The sequence below is a fragment of the Marinibaculum pumilum genome (genome assembly GCF_042646425.1).
GTDB lineage: Bacteria > Pseudomonadota > Alphaproteobacteria > Ferrovibrionales > Ferrovibrionaceae > Marinibaculum > Marinibaculum pumilum.
Genome location: NZ_JBHRTR010000019.1, coordinates 21,102 through 37,880, shown reverse-complemented (window position 1 = coordinate 37,880; position 16,779 = coordinate 21,102). Strand labels below are relative to the sequence as shown.

General features: G+C 70.5%; 17 protein-coding genes. 9 read left to right on the top strand and 8 right to left on the bottom strand.

The window, feature by feature from the left end; all coding sequences use genetic code 11:
* Positions 1 to 198 precede the first annotated feature (198 nt).
* The 3 genes from cobT to ACFOGJ_RS07025 form a co-directional block, all read right to left on the bottom strand.
* Complete coding sequence (cobT, locus tag ACFOGJ_RS07035) at positions 199 to 2,133, bottom strand: cobaltochelatase subunit CobT (protein WP_379899136.1); 1,935 nt, start codon at positions 2,131 to 2,133, stop codon at positions 199 to 201.
* A gap of 10 nt (positions 2,134 to 2,143) precedes the next feature.
* Positions 2,144 to 3,148 carry a cobaltochelatase subunit CobS gene (cobS, locus tag ACFOGJ_RS07030; protein ID WP_379899135.1) on the bottom strand — a complete coding sequence of 335 codons (1,005 nt, stop codon included), beginning with the start codon at positions 3,146 to 3,148 and terminating at the stop codon, positions 2,144 to 2,146.
* A 170-nt stretch (positions 3,149 to 3,318) separates the two neighbouring features.
* On the bottom strand, positions 3,319 to 3,924 hold the full coding sequence (locus ACFOGJ_RS07025) for a J domain-containing protein (RefSeq protein ID WP_379899134.1): 606 nt from the start codon (positions 3,922 to 3,924) through the stop codon (positions 3,319 to 3,321).
* A gap of 188 nt (positions 3,925 to 4,112) precedes the next feature.
* On the opposite strand from ACFOGJ_RS07025, the gene ACFOGJ_RS07020 reads away from it, so the two are divergent.
* Positions 4,113 to 4,400: a BolA family protein gene (locus ACFOGJ_RS07020; protein ID WP_379899133.1), complete on the top strand. Its 288-nt coding sequence runs from the start codon at positions 4,113 to 4,115 to the stop codon at positions 4,398 to 4,400.
* 96 nt (positions 4,401 to 4,496) lie between these two features.
* Positions 4,497 to 4,757: a ribbon-helix-helix domain-containing protein gene (locus ACFOGJ_RS07015; RefSeq protein ID WP_379899131.1), complete on the top strand. Its 261-nt coding sequence runs from the start codon at positions 4,497 to 4,499 to the stop codon at positions 4,755 to 4,757.
* Between the two features lie 74 nt (positions 4,758 to 4,831).
* On the opposite strand, the gene ACFOGJ_RS07010 is transcribed toward ACFOGJ_RS07015, so the two are convergent.
* The 4 genes from ACFOGJ_RS07010 to ACFOGJ_RS06995 all read right to left on the bottom strand — a co-directional run bounded on the left by ACFOGJ_RS07010 (position 4,832) and on the right by ACFOGJ_RS06995 (position 8,942).
* Positions 4,832 to 5,710: an AEC family transporter gene (locus tag ACFOGJ_RS07010; protein WP_379899130.1), complete on the bottom strand. Its 879-nt coding sequence runs from the start codon at positions 5,708 to 5,710 to the stop codon at positions 4,832 to 4,834.
* Positions 5,711 to 5,801: 91 nt separating this feature from the next.
* Positions 5,802 to 7,145 carry an HlyC/CorC family transporter gene (locus ACFOGJ_RS07005; RefSeq protein WP_379899259.1) on the bottom strand — a complete coding sequence of 448 codons (1,344 nt, stop codon included), beginning with the start codon at positions 7,143 to 7,145 and terminating at the stop codon, positions 5,802 to 5,804.
* A gap of 2 nt (positions 7,146 to 7,147) precedes the next feature.
* Positions 7,148 to 8,323, bottom strand: coding sequence for a 3-dehydroquinate synthase (gene aroB, locus ACFOGJ_RS07000; RefSeq protein ID WP_379899128.1), 1,176 nt, complete (start codon positions 8,321 to 8,323; stop codon positions 7,148 to 7,150).
* Positions 8,313 to 8,942, bottom strand: coding sequence for a shikimate kinase (locus ACFOGJ_RS06995; protein ID WP_379899127.1), 630 nt, complete (start codon positions 8,940 to 8,942; stop codon positions 8,313 to 8,315). The genes aroB and ACFOGJ_RS06995 overlap by 11 nt, the downstream gene beginning before the upstream one ends.
* Before the next feature lie 454 nt (positions 8,943 to 9,396).
* Here ACFOGJ_RS06995 and ACFOGJ_RS06990 point away from each other — a divergent pair, with 454 nt between their 5' ends.
* The 5 genes from ACFOGJ_RS06990 to ACFOGJ_RS06970 all read left to right on the top strand — a co-directional run bounded on the left by ACFOGJ_RS06990 (position 9,397) and on the right by ACFOGJ_RS06970 (position 14,488).
* On the top strand, positions 9,397 to 9,537 hold the full coding sequence (locus tag ACFOGJ_RS06990; protein WP_379899126.1) for a hypothetical protein: 141 nt from the start codon (positions 9,397 to 9,399) through the stop codon (positions 9,535 to 9,537).
* 10 nt (positions 9,538 to 9,547) lie between these two features.
* A complete protein-coding gene (locus ACFOGJ_RS06985; RefSeq protein ID WP_379899125.1) occupies positions 9,548 to 11,395 on the top strand; it encodes a hypothetical protein in 1,848 nt (615 codons plus the stop codon).
* Between the two features lie 3 nt (positions 11,396 to 11,398).
* Positions 11,399 to 12,328: a site-specific tyrosine recombinase XerD gene (locus ACFOGJ_RS06980; RefSeq protein WP_379899124.1), complete on the top strand. Its 930-nt coding sequence runs from the start codon at positions 11,399 to 11,401 to the stop codon at positions 12,326 to 12,328.
* A 179-nt stretch (positions 12,329 to 12,507) separates the two neighbouring features.
* Entirely contained in the window at positions 12,508 to 13,482 is a 975-nt protein-coding gene (locus ACFOGJ_RS06975) for an HpcH/HpaI aldolase/citrate lyase family protein (RefSeq protein WP_379899122.1), read from the top strand.
* Positions 13,483 to 13,540: 58 nt separating this feature from the next.
* Positions 13,541 to 14,488: an acetyl-CoA carboxylase carboxyltransferase subunit alpha gene (locus ACFOGJ_RS06970; protein ID WP_379899121.1), complete on the top strand. Its 948-nt coding sequence runs from the start codon at positions 13,541 to 13,543 to the stop codon at positions 14,486 to 14,488.
* Between the two features lie 6 nt (positions 14,489 to 14,494).
* On the opposite strand, the gene ACFOGJ_RS06965 is transcribed toward ACFOGJ_RS06970, so the two are convergent.
* Positions 14,495 to 14,980: a hypothetical protein gene (locus tag ACFOGJ_RS06965; protein ID WP_379899120.1), complete on the bottom strand. Its 486-nt coding sequence runs from the start codon at positions 14,978 to 14,980 to the stop codon at positions 14,495 to 14,497.
* 142 nt (positions 14,981 to 15,122) lie between these two features.
* On the opposite strand from ACFOGJ_RS06965, the gene ACFOGJ_RS06960 reads away from it, so the two are divergent.
* Positions 15,123 to 15,653 carry a KdsC family phosphatase gene (locus ACFOGJ_RS06960; protein WP_379899119.1) on the top strand — a complete coding sequence of 177 codons (531 nt, stop codon included), beginning with the start codon at positions 15,123 to 15,125 and terminating at the stop codon, positions 15,651 to 15,653.
* Positions 15,650 to 16,582 carry an SDR family oxidoreductase gene (locus tag ACFOGJ_RS06955; RefSeq protein ID WP_379899118.1) on the top strand — a complete coding sequence of 311 codons (933 nt, stop codon included), beginning with the start codon at positions 15,650 to 15,652 and terminating at the stop codon, positions 16,580 to 16,582. The genes ACFOGJ_RS06960 and ACFOGJ_RS06955 overlap by 4 nt, the downstream gene beginning before the upstream one ends.
* Positions 16,583 to 16,779 lie beyond the last annotated feature (197 nt).

Genomic DNA, 16,779 nt, shown 5'->3' with positions numbered 1-16,779 from the left:
CCCCGAGCCGAGGATCGTGGCAGGGCGGCGAAGCTGCGCGGCCTCCCTGTCCCGTCAGGCCCCTCGGGTCAAGCCCGAGGGCGACGGCAAAAATTGAGGCACGTCGATGAAATGTATGAATGCAGTAGCCCCGGAGAGGATCCATCCTGCAAGCCCTGCGGTGCTGCATGGCCAGCGGAATGGGGCCAGGGTTTTGGTTCAGCGCATCCCGCCCGCTTCGCGGCGGGCGCCGCGGCCGGCGGCCGCCGCCTGGGCGGTGCCGCTGGCGGCGCGGCCGCTGGGCGTATAGCCCGGCTCGGGACCCGGATCCTCGTCGAACAGCTCGGTCAGGTTCTCCATCATCACCCCGCCCAGCTGCTCGGCATCGACGATGGTGACCGCGCGGCGATAGTAGCGGGTCACGTCATGGCCGATGCCGATCGCGGTCAGCTCCACCGGGGAGCGGCTTTCGATCCACTGGATCACCTCCCGCAGGTGGCGGTCCAGGTAATTGCCCGGATTGACCGACAGGGTGGAATCGTCGACCGGCGCGCCGTCGGAGATCACCATCAGGATGCGCCGCTGCTCCGGCCGTGCCAGCAGGCGGTTATGCGCCCAGAGCAGCGCCTCGCCGTCGATATTCTCCTTCAGCAGCCCCTCGCGCAGCATCAGGCCGAGGCTGCGCCGCGACCGGCGCCAAGGCGCGTCGGCGGCCTTGTAGATGATGTGCCGCAGGTCGTTGAGGCGGCCCGGATTGGGCATCTTGCCTTCGCTGAGCCATTTCTCGCGGCTCTGGCCGCCCTTCCAGGCGCGGGTGGTGAAGCCCAGGATCTCGACCTTCACCGCGCAGCGTTCCAGGGTGCGGGCCAGGATGTCGGCGCACATCGCCGCCACCGTGATCGGCCGGCCGCGCATGGAGCCCGAATTGTCGATCAGCAGGGTGACGACCGTGTCGCGGAAGTCGGTCTCCGATTCCTGCTTGTAGCTGAGCGGCAGGACCGGGTTGGCGACCACGCGGGCCAGCCGGGCGGCGTCCAGGATCCCTTCGTCCAGATCGAACATCCAGGTCCGGTTCTGCTTCGCCAGCAGGCGGCGCTGCAGCCGGTTCGCCAGCCGCGCGACAACGCTCTGCATGCTGTGCAGCTGCTGGTCCAGATGCTGCCGAAGACGGGTCAGCTCCTCCGCGTCGCACAGGTCGTCGGCGACGACGACCTCGTCGAACTCGGCTGTGAAGGCGCGATAGGGCGGCGGCTGCGGCTGGTTGTGCTTCAGGTCGGGCCGCGGCGGGCGCAGGCCTTCGCCGCTTTCCTCGCCGTCGGCGGGCATCTCGCGCTCGCCGGCGGCCATCGCCTCCGACTCGCCGGTATCGTCGGTGCCGGCCTCCTCGGTCTCGTCCTGGTCGCCGCCCATGGCCTCGGCACCGGACTGCTCGCCGGCACCGCCCTCGCCTTCGCCCTCGCCCTGCTCCTGGTCGCTGTCCTCGTCCGGGGTGTCCTGGTCGTCCAGCTCGCTGCCATCGTCGTCGGACAGTTCCAGGTCGTGGATCAGGCGCCGGGCGACCCGCCCGAAGTCGCGCTGGCTGTCGATCGCTTCCAGCAGGTTGTCGATTTCCGACGCGCCCTTGTCGGTGATCCAGTCCCGCCAGAGGTCGACCATCTTGCGGGCCTCCTCCGGCATCGCCCGCCCGGACAGCTGTTCGCGCACCAGCATGCCGACGGCATCCGCCAGCGGCGCTTCCGACCGGTCGGTCATCCGCGCAAAGCCGCGGGCGCGGCATTTCTGGCGCAGGGCCTGGTCCAGATTGTCGGCCATCCCGGTCATCTGCCGGCAGCCGAGCGCTTCCACCCGCGCCTGCTCCACGGCATCGAACACGGCCCGCGCCGTGCCGCCGACCGGCAGCATCTTCGCGTGCAGGGCATCGTCGTGATGCCGCAGGCGCAGCGCCATGCCATCGGCCAGGCCGCGGATATTGCCGAGCTCGGCCCGGTCCATCTCCCGCGAGGGCGCGGGCAGGCGCGCCCGGTCGCCGCGCAGGCCCGGCGTCTCCGGTCCGAAGCTGACCTGCAGCTCCTTCTCGCGGGCGATGGCGCGGGTCGCGGCCGCGATCGACCGCTTCAGAACCTCGCCCGGGCTTTCCTTCTGCTGTCCGCTCACGTCGTTCGGTTCAGGCCATCTGGACGTTGGCGGCGGATTCCGGCAGCTCCTCGCCGAAGGCGCGCTGGTAATACTCCGCCACGGAAGGCCGCTCCATCTCGTCGCACTTGTTGAGGAAGGTGACCCGGAAGGCGAAGCCGATATCGCCGAAGATGCGGGCATTTTCCGCCCAGGTGATCACCGTCCGGGGGCTCATCACCGTGGAGATATCACCCGCCACGAAGCCCGCGCGGGTCATGTCGGCCACATCGACCATGGCGGAGATCTGCTTGCGTCCCTCGGCGGTATCGTATTCCGGCGACTTGGCGAGGCAGATGTTCACCTCCGCATCGTGCGGCAGGTAGTTCAGGGTGGTGACGATGTTCCAGCGGTCCATCTGGCCCTGATTGATCTGCTGCGTGCCGTGGTACAGGCCCGTGGTGTCGCCCAGCCCGACGGTATTGGTCGTCGCGAAGACCCGGAAGCAGGGATGCGGGCGGATCACCCGGTTCTGGTCCAGCAGGGTCAGCTTGCCCTCGACCTCCAGCACGCGCTGGATCACGAACATCACGTCCGGCCGGCCGGCATCGTATTCGTCGAACACGATCGCGGTGGGGGTCTGCAGCGCCCAGGGCAGGATCCCTTCGCGGAATTCCGTCACCTGCTTGCCCTCGCGCAGGACGATCGCGTCCTTGCCGATCAGGTCGATGCGGCTGATATGACTGTCCAGGTTCACCCGGATGCAGGGCCAGTTCAGGCGCGCCGCGACCTGCTCGATATGGGTCGACTTGCCGGTGCCGTGATAGCCCTGGACCATCACCCGACGGTTGTGGGCGAAGCCGGCGAGGATCGCCAAGGTCGTCTCCCGGTCGAACAGGTAGGCCGGGTCCGCGTCGGGTACGTGGTCGGTCGGTTCGCTGAAGGCCGGCACCACCATGTCGGTATCGATGCCGAAGACCTCCCGCACCTTCACTTCGGTGTCGGGCAGCGTGCTCGCTTGCGAGCCGGGGGTATTGATCGGTGTCTGGGTATTCATGCCTTGGATATCTTGGTCATTGCAGGCGTCATTCGGCAGACGTATCGATGCGGCGGCCGGCGGCCTGACAACAGGCCACCAGCGCATGCCGCCGAGGCACGTCTGCCATCGGGGGCTACAGCCCGCACGCCCATGCCCTTCCCGGCCGGAGGCGCGGTCCGGACGCGCAGTTAAGCATACCCACAGGCAAGAAGGTAGCGATACGCCTTGTTCACTGCCTTGAAGCGGTCCTCCGACCGCTTGTCGCCGCCCGTGGCATCCGGGTGGTAGCGCTTGGCGAGTTCCTTATACCGCGCCTTGATGTCGTTCAACGTGGCGTGCCGGTCAAGCCCGAAGACCTTCAGCGCCGCGCCCTCGCCCGGCTTCATCGGCCGTTCCGCGGCGCGCGGGTCGATGCCGTCGATGCCGCCATCGGCCCCGAAAGCCGCCGCGAAGATGCCGAGTTCGTCACGCATCCGGATCTCGTCGCCCCACTCGCCCGGCGACCCGCCGCGGCCGCTGAAGCGCCGGGTCGGCCGGTGCCAGGTGACGTCCTCGTGACGATAGGCCGCGATCTGGTCCGGGGTCATGCCGGCAAAAAAGTCCCACGCGGCGTTGTAATCCCTGACATGAGCCAGACAAAACATGTAGAACCCGTCCGCGCGGCGCCGGCTGCGGGGGGCGCGGAAGGTGCCGTCATCCGCACAGCCGGGCCAGGCGCAACTGCCCTGTGCAGCGGCCTGGACCGCCGAGCGGAGCTTCAGCGCGGCATCGCCATCGCCGGCCGCGGCGGCCATCTGGCCGTCCGCCCCTTCGACGATGGACTCGTTGACCTTACGTTGCGGCATTTCCCGGAGTATGCGTAGGAGCCAGGGCACAGGCAATCGCGCCGGACAGATGCCGGCAGCCACCGGCGGAAGACCTGGAAGCGAAAAACCTGAAATCGGGGCGTCCGCGTCGCAACGCGGCGCCGGGAGGACACGGAATGAACGTCGCAAAGCGCATCGAGGAAAAGCTCCGCAGGGCGTTTGCGCCACAGCATCTTGAGGTGATCGACGAATCCGCGGCCCATGCAGGCCATGCCGGGGTCGCGGAGATGGGCGAAGGGGCCAGGGAAACCCACTTCCAGGTCCAGATCGTATCGGACGCCTTCGAGGGCAAGTCCAGGCTCGATCGCCAGCGTTCGGTGAATGCCGTGCTGGCAGAGGAACTGTCGGGTCCGGTCCATGCGCTCAGCATCCGGGCGCGGGCGCCGGCGGAAGTCGGCCACTGACAACGGCATCTTGCCGCTATTCAATGAGGGCAACTTATGGTAGGTGGCACCGTTCAAATGCGAGAGTTATGCCAGACAACGACCCCGGGAAGAAACGTGCGTCCGCAGTCCAACAGAGACCAGCTGATCGTCGGCAATATTACGCTGCCGACGGGCCGAACGAGTATCAAGCTGTCCTATGTGGAGTGGCAGGCTCTGCGCCATGTCTGTCAGAGCCGCAACATGTCGCTCGATGATTTCTGCGCCGAGGTCGAGGCCGATCCCGGCCGAACCGAACGCTCCCGCACCATGCGGATCCGTGCCGCCGTCCTGCTGAACCTGCTGCAGCGCCTGCAGATCGACCTGCCCGTCAGCTAGGCGCCTCCCCCCCCGACCCGGAGCTGCCGCGCGGGCGCCCTGCCGCAACCCCGGGTGGTCAGGACAGGAGGCGTTCAGGGGAGAAGGTACCAGAGCAGCAGCGGCAGGGTCGCGAACGAGATCAGGGTCGACAGCACGACGGCACCGGCGACCAGGTCGCTGTCCCGCCCGTAGCGGGCGGCGAACAGATAGGTGAAGACCGCCACCGGCATTGCCGAGAGCAGGATCAGGACGCTCCGCGCCGTGCCTTCCAGGCCGAACAGCCAGGCGACCGCCAGGCCCGCCGCCAGGCCCAGGACCAGCCTGAGGACGGCGATCCGAAGACTGGTGCCCAGGCGCCGCACCTGCAGCGATCCCAGCGACACGCCGAGGGCGAGCAGCATCAGCGGGATCGTCAGGTCGCCGACCAGCGCGATCGTGTTGCCCAGGAAGCGCGGCACCGTGACGTCGGACGCCACCACCAGCACGGCCGCACCGATCGCGAACACGTTCGGCGTCAGCAGCGCCCGCCAGCCCCGGCCCTTGCCCGCCGCGATGCGCTGCCCCAGCGTGTGCTGCAGCATCGAGGTGACCGCGAAATAGGGGACGGCCAGGCCCAGCGCCTCGTCGCCGAAGGCGAAGAGGGCGAGCGGCAGGCCCAGATTGCCGGCATTGGGGAACAGGACCGGCGGCACGAAGCTGGCCAGCGGCCAGCCGGCGCTCCAGGCGAGGGCCCAGGCGGTGGCACCGACCAGGGCGCAGACCGCGATGGCGGCCGCGGCCTGCTCGGCCAGCAGCAGCAGCGGCAGGTCGTAGCGGGTCAGGCTCTCGAAGATCAGGCAGGGCGCGCCAAGCCACAGCACCAGACGGGTCACCATGTCGGTGTCGAAGCCCGCCCCCACCCGGGTCCAGGTGAAGCCGAGGCCGGCGGTCAGGACGACCGGCGCAAGCACCTCCAGCAGCGCCCAGATCATGCCCGGGCCCGTCGCTCACTGCATCGGTCAGGACCGGTCGGGGCGCCCGGCTGGCAGGCGGAAGGTTCCTGCGACCGCGTCCGGCGGCCGGTCATCCGGTCTCGCCGGCACCGTCGCCGCGGGCGGCCTGGTCCGGCGACAAGGGGGTCAGCCGCATCTGGGTGACCCGGGTGCGCTGGCGGCGAAGCACGTCGAAGCGGACATTATAGAACTGGAAGGCCTGCCCGACCTCCGGCAGGCGCCGCGCCTCGTGGATCAGCAGACCGGCCACGGTCGTCGCCTCGTCGTCCGGCAGGTTCCATTCCAGGCGCCGGTTCAGGTCGCGAATCGTCACCGACCCGGCGACCGTGTAGGACCCGTCGCCGTTCGCCTCGATGCCGACCACCTCTTCCGGATCGTGCTCGTCGCGGATATCGCCGACGATCTCCTCCAGGATGTCCTCCAGGGTGACGAGCCCCATCAGGGTGCCGTACTCGTCCACCACCAGGGCGAAATGCGCATGCCGGGTGCGGAAGGCATGCAGCTGCTCCCGCAGCGAGGTGGTGTCCGGCACGAACCAGGGTTCCTTCGCGACCGCCATCAGGTCGATGGAATCCAGGTCGAAATCGGCCGCCTGGGTCCGCGCCGCCATCAGCTCCCGCAGCAGGTCCTTGCCGTGCAGAACGCCGACGATGTTGTCGGAATCGTCGCGCCACAGCGGCAGCCGGCTGTGGCGGCTCTGCATCGCCTGGTCGATCAGAGCGGAGGTCGGTTCCGACAGGTCCAGCATCTGGATGTCGCGGCGATGGATCATCACGTCGGAAACCTCGACCTCGTCCAGGTCGAGGATCGAGCCCAGCATGTCGCGGGCGCTCTTGTGCAGGGTGCCCTCCTTGCCATGCAGGTCCAGGTGTGACTTCAGCTCCTCCGCCGCGCTGACCATGCTCTGGCCGGGCTTGATGTCGATGCCGAACAGCCGGAGCGCGCCGTTCACCAGCACCTGCACCGCATGTACCAGAGGTGCAAGGACGGCCACGACGACGGCGACGACCGGTGCCACGGCCAAAGCGGCGCGGTCGGGATTGTTGATGGCATAGGTCTTCGGCAGCACCTCGGCGAAGACCACCACGATCAGGGTCATCGCCAGGGTGGCGTAGACCACGCCCGCCTCTCCGAACACCAGGATCAACACCGAGGTGGCCAGCGACGAGGCCAGGATGTTGACCAGGTTGTTGCCCAGCAGGATGGTGCCGATCAGGCGGTCCTGCCGCTCCAGCAGCCGGCTGACGACGCGGGCACGCCGGTTGCCCTGCTGCGACAGGTGGTTGATGCGCGCCCGGGAGGCCGCTGTCAGTCCGGTCTCGGAGCCGGAAAAGAAGGCCGAGAGGCAGATCAGGACCAGGATCGCCGCGCCCGCCAGGGCCAGCTCGGTCAGGGAATAGGCTTCGCTCTCCATGATCACGCCATATTGCCGGGGCGGCGCACCGCATCCAAGGTGTCGCGCACCTCGTCCTCGGCGACGTCGTCGGCCAGGAAGGCGTTACCCAGGCCCCGCATCAGTACGAATCGCAGGCGCCCGCCCTCCGCCTTCTTGTCCTGCCGCATATGCGCGTAGAGCCGCCCGGCCGGCCAGTCCGCGCCGCCGATCTCCGCCAGCGACTGCGGCAGGCCGGCGGCGGCCAGGTGCCGGCGCACGGCGGCGGTGTCCGCGGCACCCAGCAGGCCCCGTCGTTCCGACAGGATCGCGGCGCAGAGCATGCCGACCGCCACCGCCTCGCCATGCAGGAGATCGCCTGTCATGCCGGCCTCCGCCTCCAGCGCATGACCGAAGGTATGGCCGAGATTGAGCAGCGCGCGGTCGCCGCTCTCGCGTTCGTCGCCGGCGACGAAGGCTGCCTTCGCCCGGCAGGAGCGGGCGATCGCCTCCGCCCGTGCCGCGCCGCCATCGGCGCCGTCCAGCACGGCCGGCCCATGCGCCGCAAGCCAGTCCAGGAAGGCGCGGTCGCCCAGCAGGCCATATTTCAGCACTTCCGCATAGCCGGCCCGCAGTTCGCGCGGCGGCAGGCTGTCCAGCAGGTCGGTATCCGCCAGCACCAGCTCCGGCTGGTGGAAGGCGCCGATCAGGTTCTTGCCGAAGCGGGTGTTGATCGCGGTCTTGCCGCCGACTGCGCTGTCGACCTGCGCCAGCAGGGTGGTGGGGACCTGCGCGAACCGGGTACCGCGCCGCAGCACCGCTGCGGCAAAGCCGGCCAGATCCCCGACGACCCCGCCGCCGAAGGCCAGCACCATGTCGCGGCGCTCGATCCGGACCTCCAGCAGCCATTCGCACAGGCGTTCGAAGCTGCCAAAAGATTTCGCCCCCTCGCCCGGCGGCAGCACCTGCGCGACCGCAGCGATCCCCGCCTCCGCCAGCGCGGTCTGCAGGGCCGGCAGGTGCCGGTCGGCAAGATTCTCATCCGTGACGATGGCGACCTGCCGCGGCCGGCCGGCCTGCGCCAGGTGGCGGCCGGCCTCGGCCAGCAGGCCGGCGCCGACGAGGATCCGGTAGCTGCGCGCGCCCAGCGCCACCTCCACCGTCTGGATCGCCGGTTCTGCCCGCCCCTTCAGCGCCGCGGCGCCGGTTTCAGCCGGCATGGTCCGTTCCTCCGTCCCGGCCGCCGACGCCCCGGGGTTCACTATCCACGCCATCGGCATCGACCCGACCGGCCGCGCCGGCGGCCGTCCCGCGCGCGGCCAGCGCGGCGATGATCCGGTCCACCACCGTTTCGTGATCCTCGTCGCCGCTGTCCACCGTCACGTCCGCCGTCTCGTAGAGCGGGTGCCGCCGCGCCATCAGGTCGCGCAGCACGTCCCGCGGGTTGCCCTGCTGCAGCAGCGGCCGGTGCGTGCGCCGCTGGCAGCGGCGCACCAGCACCTCCAGGCCTGCCCGCAGCCAGATCGACGTGCCGGCGTCCCGAATCCGGTCGCGCGTGGTCTCGTCCATAAAGGCCCCGCCGCCGGTCGCCAGGACCAGCGGCCCCTCCGCCAGAAGCCGCGCGATCACCCGCCGTTCGCCGTCGCGGAACGCGGCCTCCCCCATGGTGGCGAAGATGTCGGAGATGCTGCAGCCGGCCGCCTTCTCGATCTCGTCGTCGGCATCGACGAAACGCATACCCAGGCGGTTGGCCAGCCGCCGACCGATCGTCGACTTGCCGGAGCCCATCAGGCCGACAAGCACCAGGCTGCCGCCGGCTGCCCGGCCATCGCCATCCACGTCGCCCGCCGGTTCTGCCGGGCAGTCCCGACTCGCGGCGGAACCCGGCCCGGACAAGCCTGCCCGGCCGGGTCCGGGCCCGGCGGTCGGCGGATATGCCGGTGCAGGGGATGTCTCTGCTTTGGTCACGCCGGCCCGCTCCCCGCGGTCGGACCGGAGGAGGGTGTCATGGGACTGTCCTGTTTCAGGCATGCACGTCGGGGGGACCGGCGCGGTCGGGCAAGGTATGGGAACAAGGGTTTTCCAGCTTTCCCGCAGACTCGCACACCACGGGGCCGCTGGCAATTGCCCGCATGCCGGGCCGGACGGGACCGTCCGGCGGCATCGAAAGGGCGGGCCCGGCCGGCAGAAGAGGTTTGTTTCGTGCCGGCGCGACCGATAGACTGCAGGCAGATTCGCACCGCCGGCCGGTCCGGCGGCGGCGACCCCGCACCCCTAGCACAGATCGCTGCCGATGCGCCGGTTGACGGCTCTCCTTGCCCTTCTCGTGGTCTTCGTCCTGATCGTCGGGGCGGTTTTCCTCGCCACCTGGGAAATCCCGGCGCCGACGAAGACCGTTGAAAAGCCGATTTCGAGTGAGCGGCTGCGCCAGTGAGCCGCGACGGATGCCGGGCCGGCTGAGCGGCCGGTTCCGGACCGGGGCTGGCACCGCGCGGCGGGTCCTGGCGGCGGCATGCCTGCTGTACGCCGCCCAGTCCGTCCTGCCCGGCACCGCATTTCTCGATGGTGCCGCGGCGCAACCCACCACCCTGATCCCCGGCCTGTCGGGCGGCAATGCCGCTGCGCCGGACACCGGTTCCGCGCCTGCGCCACGGCCTTCGGCGCCGGCGCCGCAGCGGCCTTCCGGGCCGGCCCGGATCGAGATCGGCGAGCTCGACAGCCCGGACCGCGCACCGGTCGGCACCCTGGCGCCGCAGGACGGCGCCTTCCCGCCGGCGATCTGGCGCGACACGCCGGCCGCCGGACTGGAACCGCTGTTCGATACCCTGGCGCTGCCGACCCGCTCCGTCGCCCTACAGGAGATCCGCCGCCGCCTGCTGCTGAGCCCCGCCAGTCCGCCCCAGGGGGTGGCGCCCGAGACGTTCCTGCAATGGCGGATTGCCGCCCTGTTGGGGGCCGGGCGGGCGGGAGATGCCGCCGCCCTGGCCGCTGCGGCACCCGGCAATGCCCTGGCGGCGCCCGCTATGCGGCGCCGGGCCGCCGAGGCGGCCTGGCTGGCAGGGCAGGCACCGCTGGCCTGCGACCTGACCCGCAGCGCCCTTCTGGAAGGCGCCGATCCCTGGTGGGAGAAGTCGAACCTGCTCTGCCAGGTGGCGGACGGCAATCCGGCCATGGCGGCGCTGACGGCGGAAACCATCGCGGAGATCGGCGACCGTCCCGACCCCTTCATCCGCGCGGCCCGCCAGGCCCTGAACGGCAGCAAGGTGGCCGACGACCCGGCCCTGGTCGCGGATCCGCTGAACCTGGCCCTGTTCAGGCTGACCGGCAGCGCCCCGCCGGAGGGCATCGACGCGGGCGCCGGCGCCGCGGCGCTGGCCGCACTGGCGGCATTGCCGGAGGCGTCGCTGCGGATGCGCCTGCCGGCGGCCGAACGTGCCGTCGGAGAGGGCAACCTGCCGCCCGCGACCCTGGCCGGCCTCTGGCTGGAGGCCGCGGCCGGCGACAGCCCGGCAGCCGATGCCCCGGCCCGGACCTATCGTACCCTGGAGCGGCAGATCGGCGATCCGGGACAGACCCAGCCGCTTGAGGACAGTGTCGACGCCATGCTGCTGGCCGGCCGCAGCGCCGGCATACCGGTGGCGGCGGCGCGCACCGCAACGCCGCTGCTGGCGCGGCTGAACCCGGAACGGCTGAGCGGCGACCTGGCGGCGGAAACGATGCGGACCTTCCTTCGCGCCGGCGACGTGGAGGAGGCGCTGTCCTGGTGGCAACGGCTGCGGGCGGCCGGTGCGGACCCGCAGGCCCGCAGGGCCGAGACGGGCATCTGGGCCGTGCTGCGGCTGGCGTCGCCGGGCTTCCTGCCCTGGTCCGATGCCGACCATGCGGCCTGGACGGCGACCCTGGCCGACCTGCCGGAAAGCCGGCGCCGCAGTCGGGAGGAGACCTATCTGGCCCTGGCCGACGCCCTGGACCTGCCGCTGGGACCGGAACAGGCGGCCGCGCTGCGGGCCCTGCCGGCGCCGGACACGGCCGGCCCGGCCGCGCTGTCTCCCGGCGCCTCCCGCAGCCCGGCACAGCAGCGCCGGGAGGCCGTCGGGCGCTTCGACACCGCCGTCGCAGCGCGCCGCCAGGGCGAGGCGATGCTCGCCGCGCTTGCCGCCCTGCTGCCCGACGGGCCAGGGGCGGCCGACCTGGCCCTGGTGGTGCATCTGGCGCGCGGCCTGAACGGGCTGGGCCTGTCGGCGGAAGCCCGCCGCATCGCGGCCGAGAAGGCCCTTGCCGCAGGCCTCTGAGCGATGCCGCGCAGCGCCGACGACGATCCCGACATCGAGGCCTTCCTGGAGATGCTGGCGGCGGAGCGCGGCGCGGCGCGCAACACCATCGCCGCCTATGGCACCGACCTCGCCCGCCTGTCCGCCTTCCTGGCCGGACGCCGCCTGCGCCCCGTCGATGCGGGGTTGGAGGATCTGCGGCGCTGGCTGGCCGATGCCGCGACGGCGGGCCTGGGGCGCGCCACCGCCGCGCGCCGGCTGAGCTGCCTGCGGCAGTTCTACGGTTTCCTGCTGGAAGAGGGCCGCCGCGGCGACGATCCGACCCTGCGGCTGGCCTCGCCGCAGCGTGGCCGCCCCCTGCCGAAGACCCTCGGCGAGGACGAGGTCGCGGAGCTGCTGGCGGCGGCGGGCGCGCTGCCGGGGCCGGAGGGCCTGCGGATGACGGCGCTGATGGAGGTGCTCTACGCCACCGGCCTGCGGGTTTCGGAACTGGTCGGCCTGCCCTTTCCCCATCACGACGGCGAGCCCCGGATCCTGCGGGTCATCGGCAAGGGGGCCAAGGAGCGGATCGTGCCGCTGGGGGAGCCGGCGCTGGCGGCGATCGAGGCCTACCTTCCGGTCCGCGGCATCTTCCTGGCCCAGGCGCCGCGCCGCGGCAGCCGCTTCCTGTTCCCGTCCCGCGCCGCCGAGGGCCATCTGACCCGGCAGCGATTCGGCCAGCTGCTGAAGGCGGCCGCGACCGAGGCCGGCATCGCGGCGGAGCGGGTATCGCCGCATGTGCTGCGCCACGCCTTCGCCACCCACCTCCTGTCGCACGGCGCCGACCTGCGGGCGGTGCAGCAGATGCTGGGCCATGCCGATATCAGCACCACGCAGATCTACACCCATGTCCTGCAGGCCCGGATGCAGACCCTGGTGAACGAGCATCATCCGCTGGCCCGGGCAGGCAGCTAAGCCCGGCCCCCTGCCGCGCCGCCTCCCCCGGCGATGTTGACTTGCACCCGGCCGCAAGCCAGTTTGCCGCGATTTCAACCGCCACAGGCGCCGCCAGCCGCGGCAGGCCGGCCCGCCGCTGGGTCGGCCATGCCGCCGTGCGGCCCGGCCGCCCGCCTCCTGCCGCAAAGGACCCGCCGATGAGCTTCCAGACCGTCTCCCAGGCCAAGGCCCGCCTGAACCGCTGCGAACTGGCCGTGCCCGGCTCCAGCCCCAAATTCTTCGAGAAGGCGGCGAAGTCGGAGGCGGACATCATCTTCCTGGACCTTGAGGATGCGGTGGCCCCCGACCAGAAGGCGCAGGCGCGGGCGAACATCGTCCAGGCGCTGCATGACGTGGACTGGGGCAGCAAGAGCATGGCGGTCCGGATCAACGGCCTGGACACCCACTACATGTACCGCGACGTGGTCGACGTGGTGGAGCAGGCCGGCGACAAGCTGGACCTGATCATGATCCCGAAGGCCGGCACCGCCGCCGACATCTATGCCGTCGACATGCTGCTGACCCAGATCGAGACGGCGAAGGGCTTCACGAAGCGGATCGGCCTGGAGGCGATCATCGAGACCGCGCTGGGGATGCAGAACATCGAGCAGATCGCCGCCGCCAGCCCGCGGCTGGAAAGCCTGCATTTCGGCGTCGCCGACTATGCCGCCTCCACCCGGGCCCGCACCGTCAATATCGGCGGGCCGAACCCGGACTATGGCGTGCTGAGCGATCCGGACGGCGACGGCAACCGGCAGTTCTACTGGGGCGATATGTGGCACTACGCGATCAACCGCATGGTGATCGCCGCCCGGGCCAACGGCCTGCGCCCGATCGACGGGCCGTTCGGCGACTTCTCCGACCCGGAGGGCTACAAGGCGCAGGCGCGCCGCGCCGCGATCCTGGGCTGCGAGGGCAAGTGGGCGATCCATCCCAGCCAGATCGCGCTGGCGAACGAGGTCTTCGCCCCCTCCGCCGACGAGGTGGCGAAGGCGCGCGCGATTCTGAAGGCGATGGAGGATGCGCAGGCCGCCGGCCAGGGCGCCGTCGCGCTCGACGGCAAGCTGATCGACAATGCTTCGATCAAGCAGGCGCGCGTGATCGTCGACCAGGCCGAAGCGATCGGCATGTAGGCCGGCAGGCCCGACCCTTTCCCGCTGCCGACAGGACCAACCGAGGAACCGCAACCACATGCAGGTCTATCTGGACTTCGAGAAGCCGGTCGCCGAACTGGAAACCAAGATCCAGGAGCTGCGCCGCCTGTCGGAGGAGGGCGCGGACATCGCGCCGGAGGTGGAGCAGCTCCAGGGCAAGATCCACGAAGCGCTGAAGGACACCTACGGCCGGCTCTCCGCCTGGCAGAAGACACAGGTGGCGCGCCACCAGGATCGGCCGCATTTCGGCGACTATGTCGCCCGCCTGGCGGAGGATTTCGTGCCGCTGGCCGGCGACCGCACCTTTGCCGAGGATCCGGCGATGCAGGTCGGGATGGGGCGCATCGGCCGCCGCTCCGTGATGCTGATCGGGCACGAGAAGGGCCGCGGCACCGAGGGCCGGGTGAAGCACAATTTCGGCATGGCGCGGCCCGAAGGCTATCGCAAGGCGATCCGCGGCATGAAGCTGGCGGAGCGCTTCGGCCTGCCGGTGATCACCCTGATCGACACCGCCGGCGCCTATCCCGGTCCGGATTCGGAAGAACGCGGCATCGCCCAGGCGATTGCCGCCTCGCTGGACTGCTGCCTCGGCCTGGGCGTGCCGCTGATCGCGATGATCGTGGGCGAGGGCGGCTCCGGCGGCGCGGTGGCGCTGGCCGCGGCCGACCGGGTCGTCATGCTGGAGCATGCGGTCTATTCGGTGATCACGCCGGAAGGCTGCGCCGCGATCCTGTGGAAGGACCAGGACAAGGCGAAGGACGCGGCGGAGGCGCTGCGCCTGACCGCGCAGCACCTCTCCGACCTCGGCGTCATCGACGAGATCGTGCCGGAGCCCCTGGGCGGCGCGCATCGCGACCCGCTGGCCACGATCGACGCCGCCGGGACCGTGCTGCGCCGCCACCTGGACGCCCTGGCCGGACAGGCGCCGGACAAGCTGATCAACGACCGGCGCCGCAAGTTCCTGGAGATGGGAACGAACCTGTAGCCGGTCTCAGATCCGCCGCTCGCCCTCGTCGCCGTCCCCACCCTTGTCGCCGTCGGGCGTCCGGTTGGAGCGGGGCGCCTCGCGCGCACCCGAATCCGGGCCACTCCCCTGCCCCTCCGGCTTCTCGGGCACCAGCGCCTCGCGCTGCTCCGTCCCTTCGAGGTCCCGCGAATCGCTGTCCATGCTGTCATCGCCCGGCGGATTCACCCGGCGCAGGATGATGTCGCCGTTGGGCATCACCTCCGGCGGCTCGTATTGCGGCAGGTCGTCGATGAACAGTTCCAGCGCCCGCACCATCTTGTTCGCCGCTTCCAGCGCCAGCTTGCCGGCGGAGTCGAGCTGCTCCTTCGCCCCCTGGTCGTCCTGAGCAGCGGCAGGTACGACGGCAAGCGCCAGCGCCAGGACCGCCGCCGGCGCAACGGCCCGGCGGCCGGGCAGGAGCCGCACCCGGATGCCGCGCTGCTGCCGTCCCTTCGCCTGTGGCTTTGCCATCTTCCTGCCTCCCGTCTAAAAGACCTGACCATTCGTCCGCGGCCCTGCCGCGCGACCGGATGCCCCTCATATGGGGACGGCCCGGGCATGTCGCACCCGCCTTCCCCGAGACCATCCCGCAGAGCCTCACCGTCGATACCGGATGCCCCTTCTCGACAGACCCGCGCTTCTTGACCGCCTGGCCGGGATCGGGCTGCTGTCGCTCGACGTCGACGGCGTCCAGACCGACGGCGGGCTGTACTACGCAGAGGATGGCAGCGAACTGCGGCGCTTCCATGTCCATGACGGGCAGGGCATCAAGCAGGTGATGGCCGCCGGGGTCGCGGTCGCCTTCGTCACTGCCAGCACGACACCGGCGATCGGCCATCGGGCCGCCCGCCTGGGCGTGGCCCACGCCTTTCTCGGCGTGCCCGACAAGGAGGCGGCCCTGGCCGGCCTCTGCCAGACCCTGGGGCTGGGCCTGGACCGGGTCGCCCATGTCGGCGACGACGTGAACGACCTCGGGCTGCTGCGCCTGGTGGGCTGCCCGCTGACCGTGGCCAATGCCCGGCCGGAGGTGCGGGACGCCTGCCTTTACGTCACCACGACCCCCGGCGGCGCGGGCGCCGTACGGGAGATCTGCGACCTGATCCTGAACGCGAGAACCGAAACGACGAGGAGAGACGTCAGATGAGCATTTCCTTCGACGGCCGCGTGGCCATCGTCACCGGCGCCGGCGCCGGCCTGGGCCGCAGCCACGCCATGCTGCTCGCCTCCCGCGGGGCCAAGGTCGTGGTGAACGACCTGGGCGGCGCGGTGGACGGCACCAGCGGCTCCGCCGCCCCGGCCGACAAGGTGGTGGACGAGATCAAGGCCGCCGGCGGCGAGGCCGTGGCAAACTATGACAGCGTCTCCGACCCTGCCGGCGCGGCGAACATCGTGAAGACGGCCGTCGATGCCTTCGGCAAGGTCGACATCCTGGTGAACAATGCCGGCATCCTGCGCGACCGCAGCTTCACGAAGATGGATGCGGAGACCTGGAACGCCGTGGTCGCGGTGCATTTGAACGGCACCGCCTATGTCACCATGGCCGCCTGGCCGGTGATGCGCGAGAACGGCTATGGCCGGATCGTGCTGACCGCCTCCAATTCCGGCCTGTACGGCAATTTCGGCCAGGCCAATTACGGCGCCGCCAAGGCCGGCATGGTCGGCCTGATGAACGTGCTGAAGCAGGAAGGGCGGAAGTACAACATCCTGGTCAACACCCTGGCGCCGATGGCCACCACCCGGATGACCGAGGAGCTGATGCCGCCGGAGGCGGTGAAGCTGCTGCAGCCGGAGCTGGTCTCCCCCGGCGTCGCCTATCTGTGCAGCGAGACGAACGAGGAAAGCGGCATCGTCCTGTCCGCCGGCGGCGGCTATTTCGCCCGCATCCAGGTGATGGGCTCCGAGGGCGTGTTCATGGAGCCGGGCACCGAGGTGACGCCGGAGATGGTGGCCGACCAGTTCGCCAAAATCTGCGACATGAGCAACGCGCAGAACTTCGACAGCTCCACCGCCGAACTGCAGTACCTGTTCTCCAAGCAGATCAAGGGCGGCGTCGGCCACTCCCACTTCAGCTGAGCGGCGCATCCCCTTCACTGTCATCCCAGGCCTTGAGCCTGGGATCCAATCCGATAGCTGCGCGGCGCCGCACTGCCTGCGGAATGGATCCTCGGCTCGGGGGCCGAGGATGACACCGGCAGGGCAGGATCATCACCGGGCTGGCGGCGGCAGGAACGGCCTGACCGCTGCCAGCACGGCCTCCAGCACCTGCGCGC

Bases quoted from the DNA above. Each gene is read 5' to 3' on its own strand.
- cobS (WP_379899135.1), bottom strand. From the start codon at position 3,148: ATGAATACCCAGACACCGATCAATACCCCCGGCTCGCAAGCGAGCACG.
- ACFOGJ_RS07025 (WP_379899134.1), bottom strand. From the start codon at position 3,924: ATGGCCGCCGCGGCCGGCGATGGCGATGCCGCGCTGAAGCTCCGCTCG.
- ACFOGJ_RS07020 (WP_379899133.1), top strand. From the start codon at position 4,113: ATGAACGTCGCAAAGCGCATCGAGGAAAAGCTCCGCAGGGCGTTTGCG.
- ACFOGJ_RS07010 (WP_379899130.1), bottom strand. From the start codon at position 5,710: ATGATCTGGGCGCTGCTGGAGGTGCTTGCGCCGGTCGTCCTGACCGCC.
- ACFOGJ_RS07005 (WP_379899259.1), bottom strand. From the start codon at position 7,145: ATGGAGAGCGAAGCCTATTCCCTGACCGAGCTGGCCCTGGCGGGCGCG.
- aroB (WP_379899128.1), bottom strand. From the start codon at position 8,323: ATGCCGGCTGAAACCGGCGCCGCGGCGCTGAAGGGGCGGGCAGAACCG.
- ACFOGJ_RS06990 (WP_379899126.1), top strand. From the start codon at position 9,397: ATGCGCCGGTTGACGGCTCTCCTTGCCCTTCTCGTGGTCTTCGTCCTG.
- ACFOGJ_RS06985 (WP_379899125.1), top strand. From the start codon at position 9,548: ATGCCGGGCCGGCTGAGCGGCCGGTTCCGGACCGGGGCTGGCACCGCG.
- ACFOGJ_RS06980 (WP_379899124.1), top strand. From the start codon at position 11,399: ATGCCGCGCAGCGCCGACGACGATCCCGACATCGAGGCCTTCCTGGAG.
- ACFOGJ_RS06975 (WP_379899122.1), top strand. From the start codon at position 12,508: ATGAGCTTCCAGACCGTCTCCCAGGCCAAGGCCCGCCTGAACCGCTGC.
- ACFOGJ_RS06970 (WP_379899121.1), top strand. From the start codon at position 13,541: ATGCAGGTCTATCTGGACTTCGAGAAGCCGGTCGCCGAACTGGAAACC.
- ACFOGJ_RS06965 (WP_379899120.1), bottom strand. From the start codon at position 14,980: ATGGCAAAGCCACAGGCGAAGGGACGGCAGCAGCGCGGCATCCGGGTG.
- ACFOGJ_RS06960 (WP_379899119.1), top strand. From the start codon at position 15,123: ATGCCCCTTCTCGACAGACCCGCGCTTCTTGACCGCCTGGCCGGGATC.
- ACFOGJ_RS06955 (WP_379899118.1), top strand. From the start codon at position 15,650: ATGAGCATTTCCTTCGACGGCCGCGTGGCCATCGTCACCGGCGCCGGC.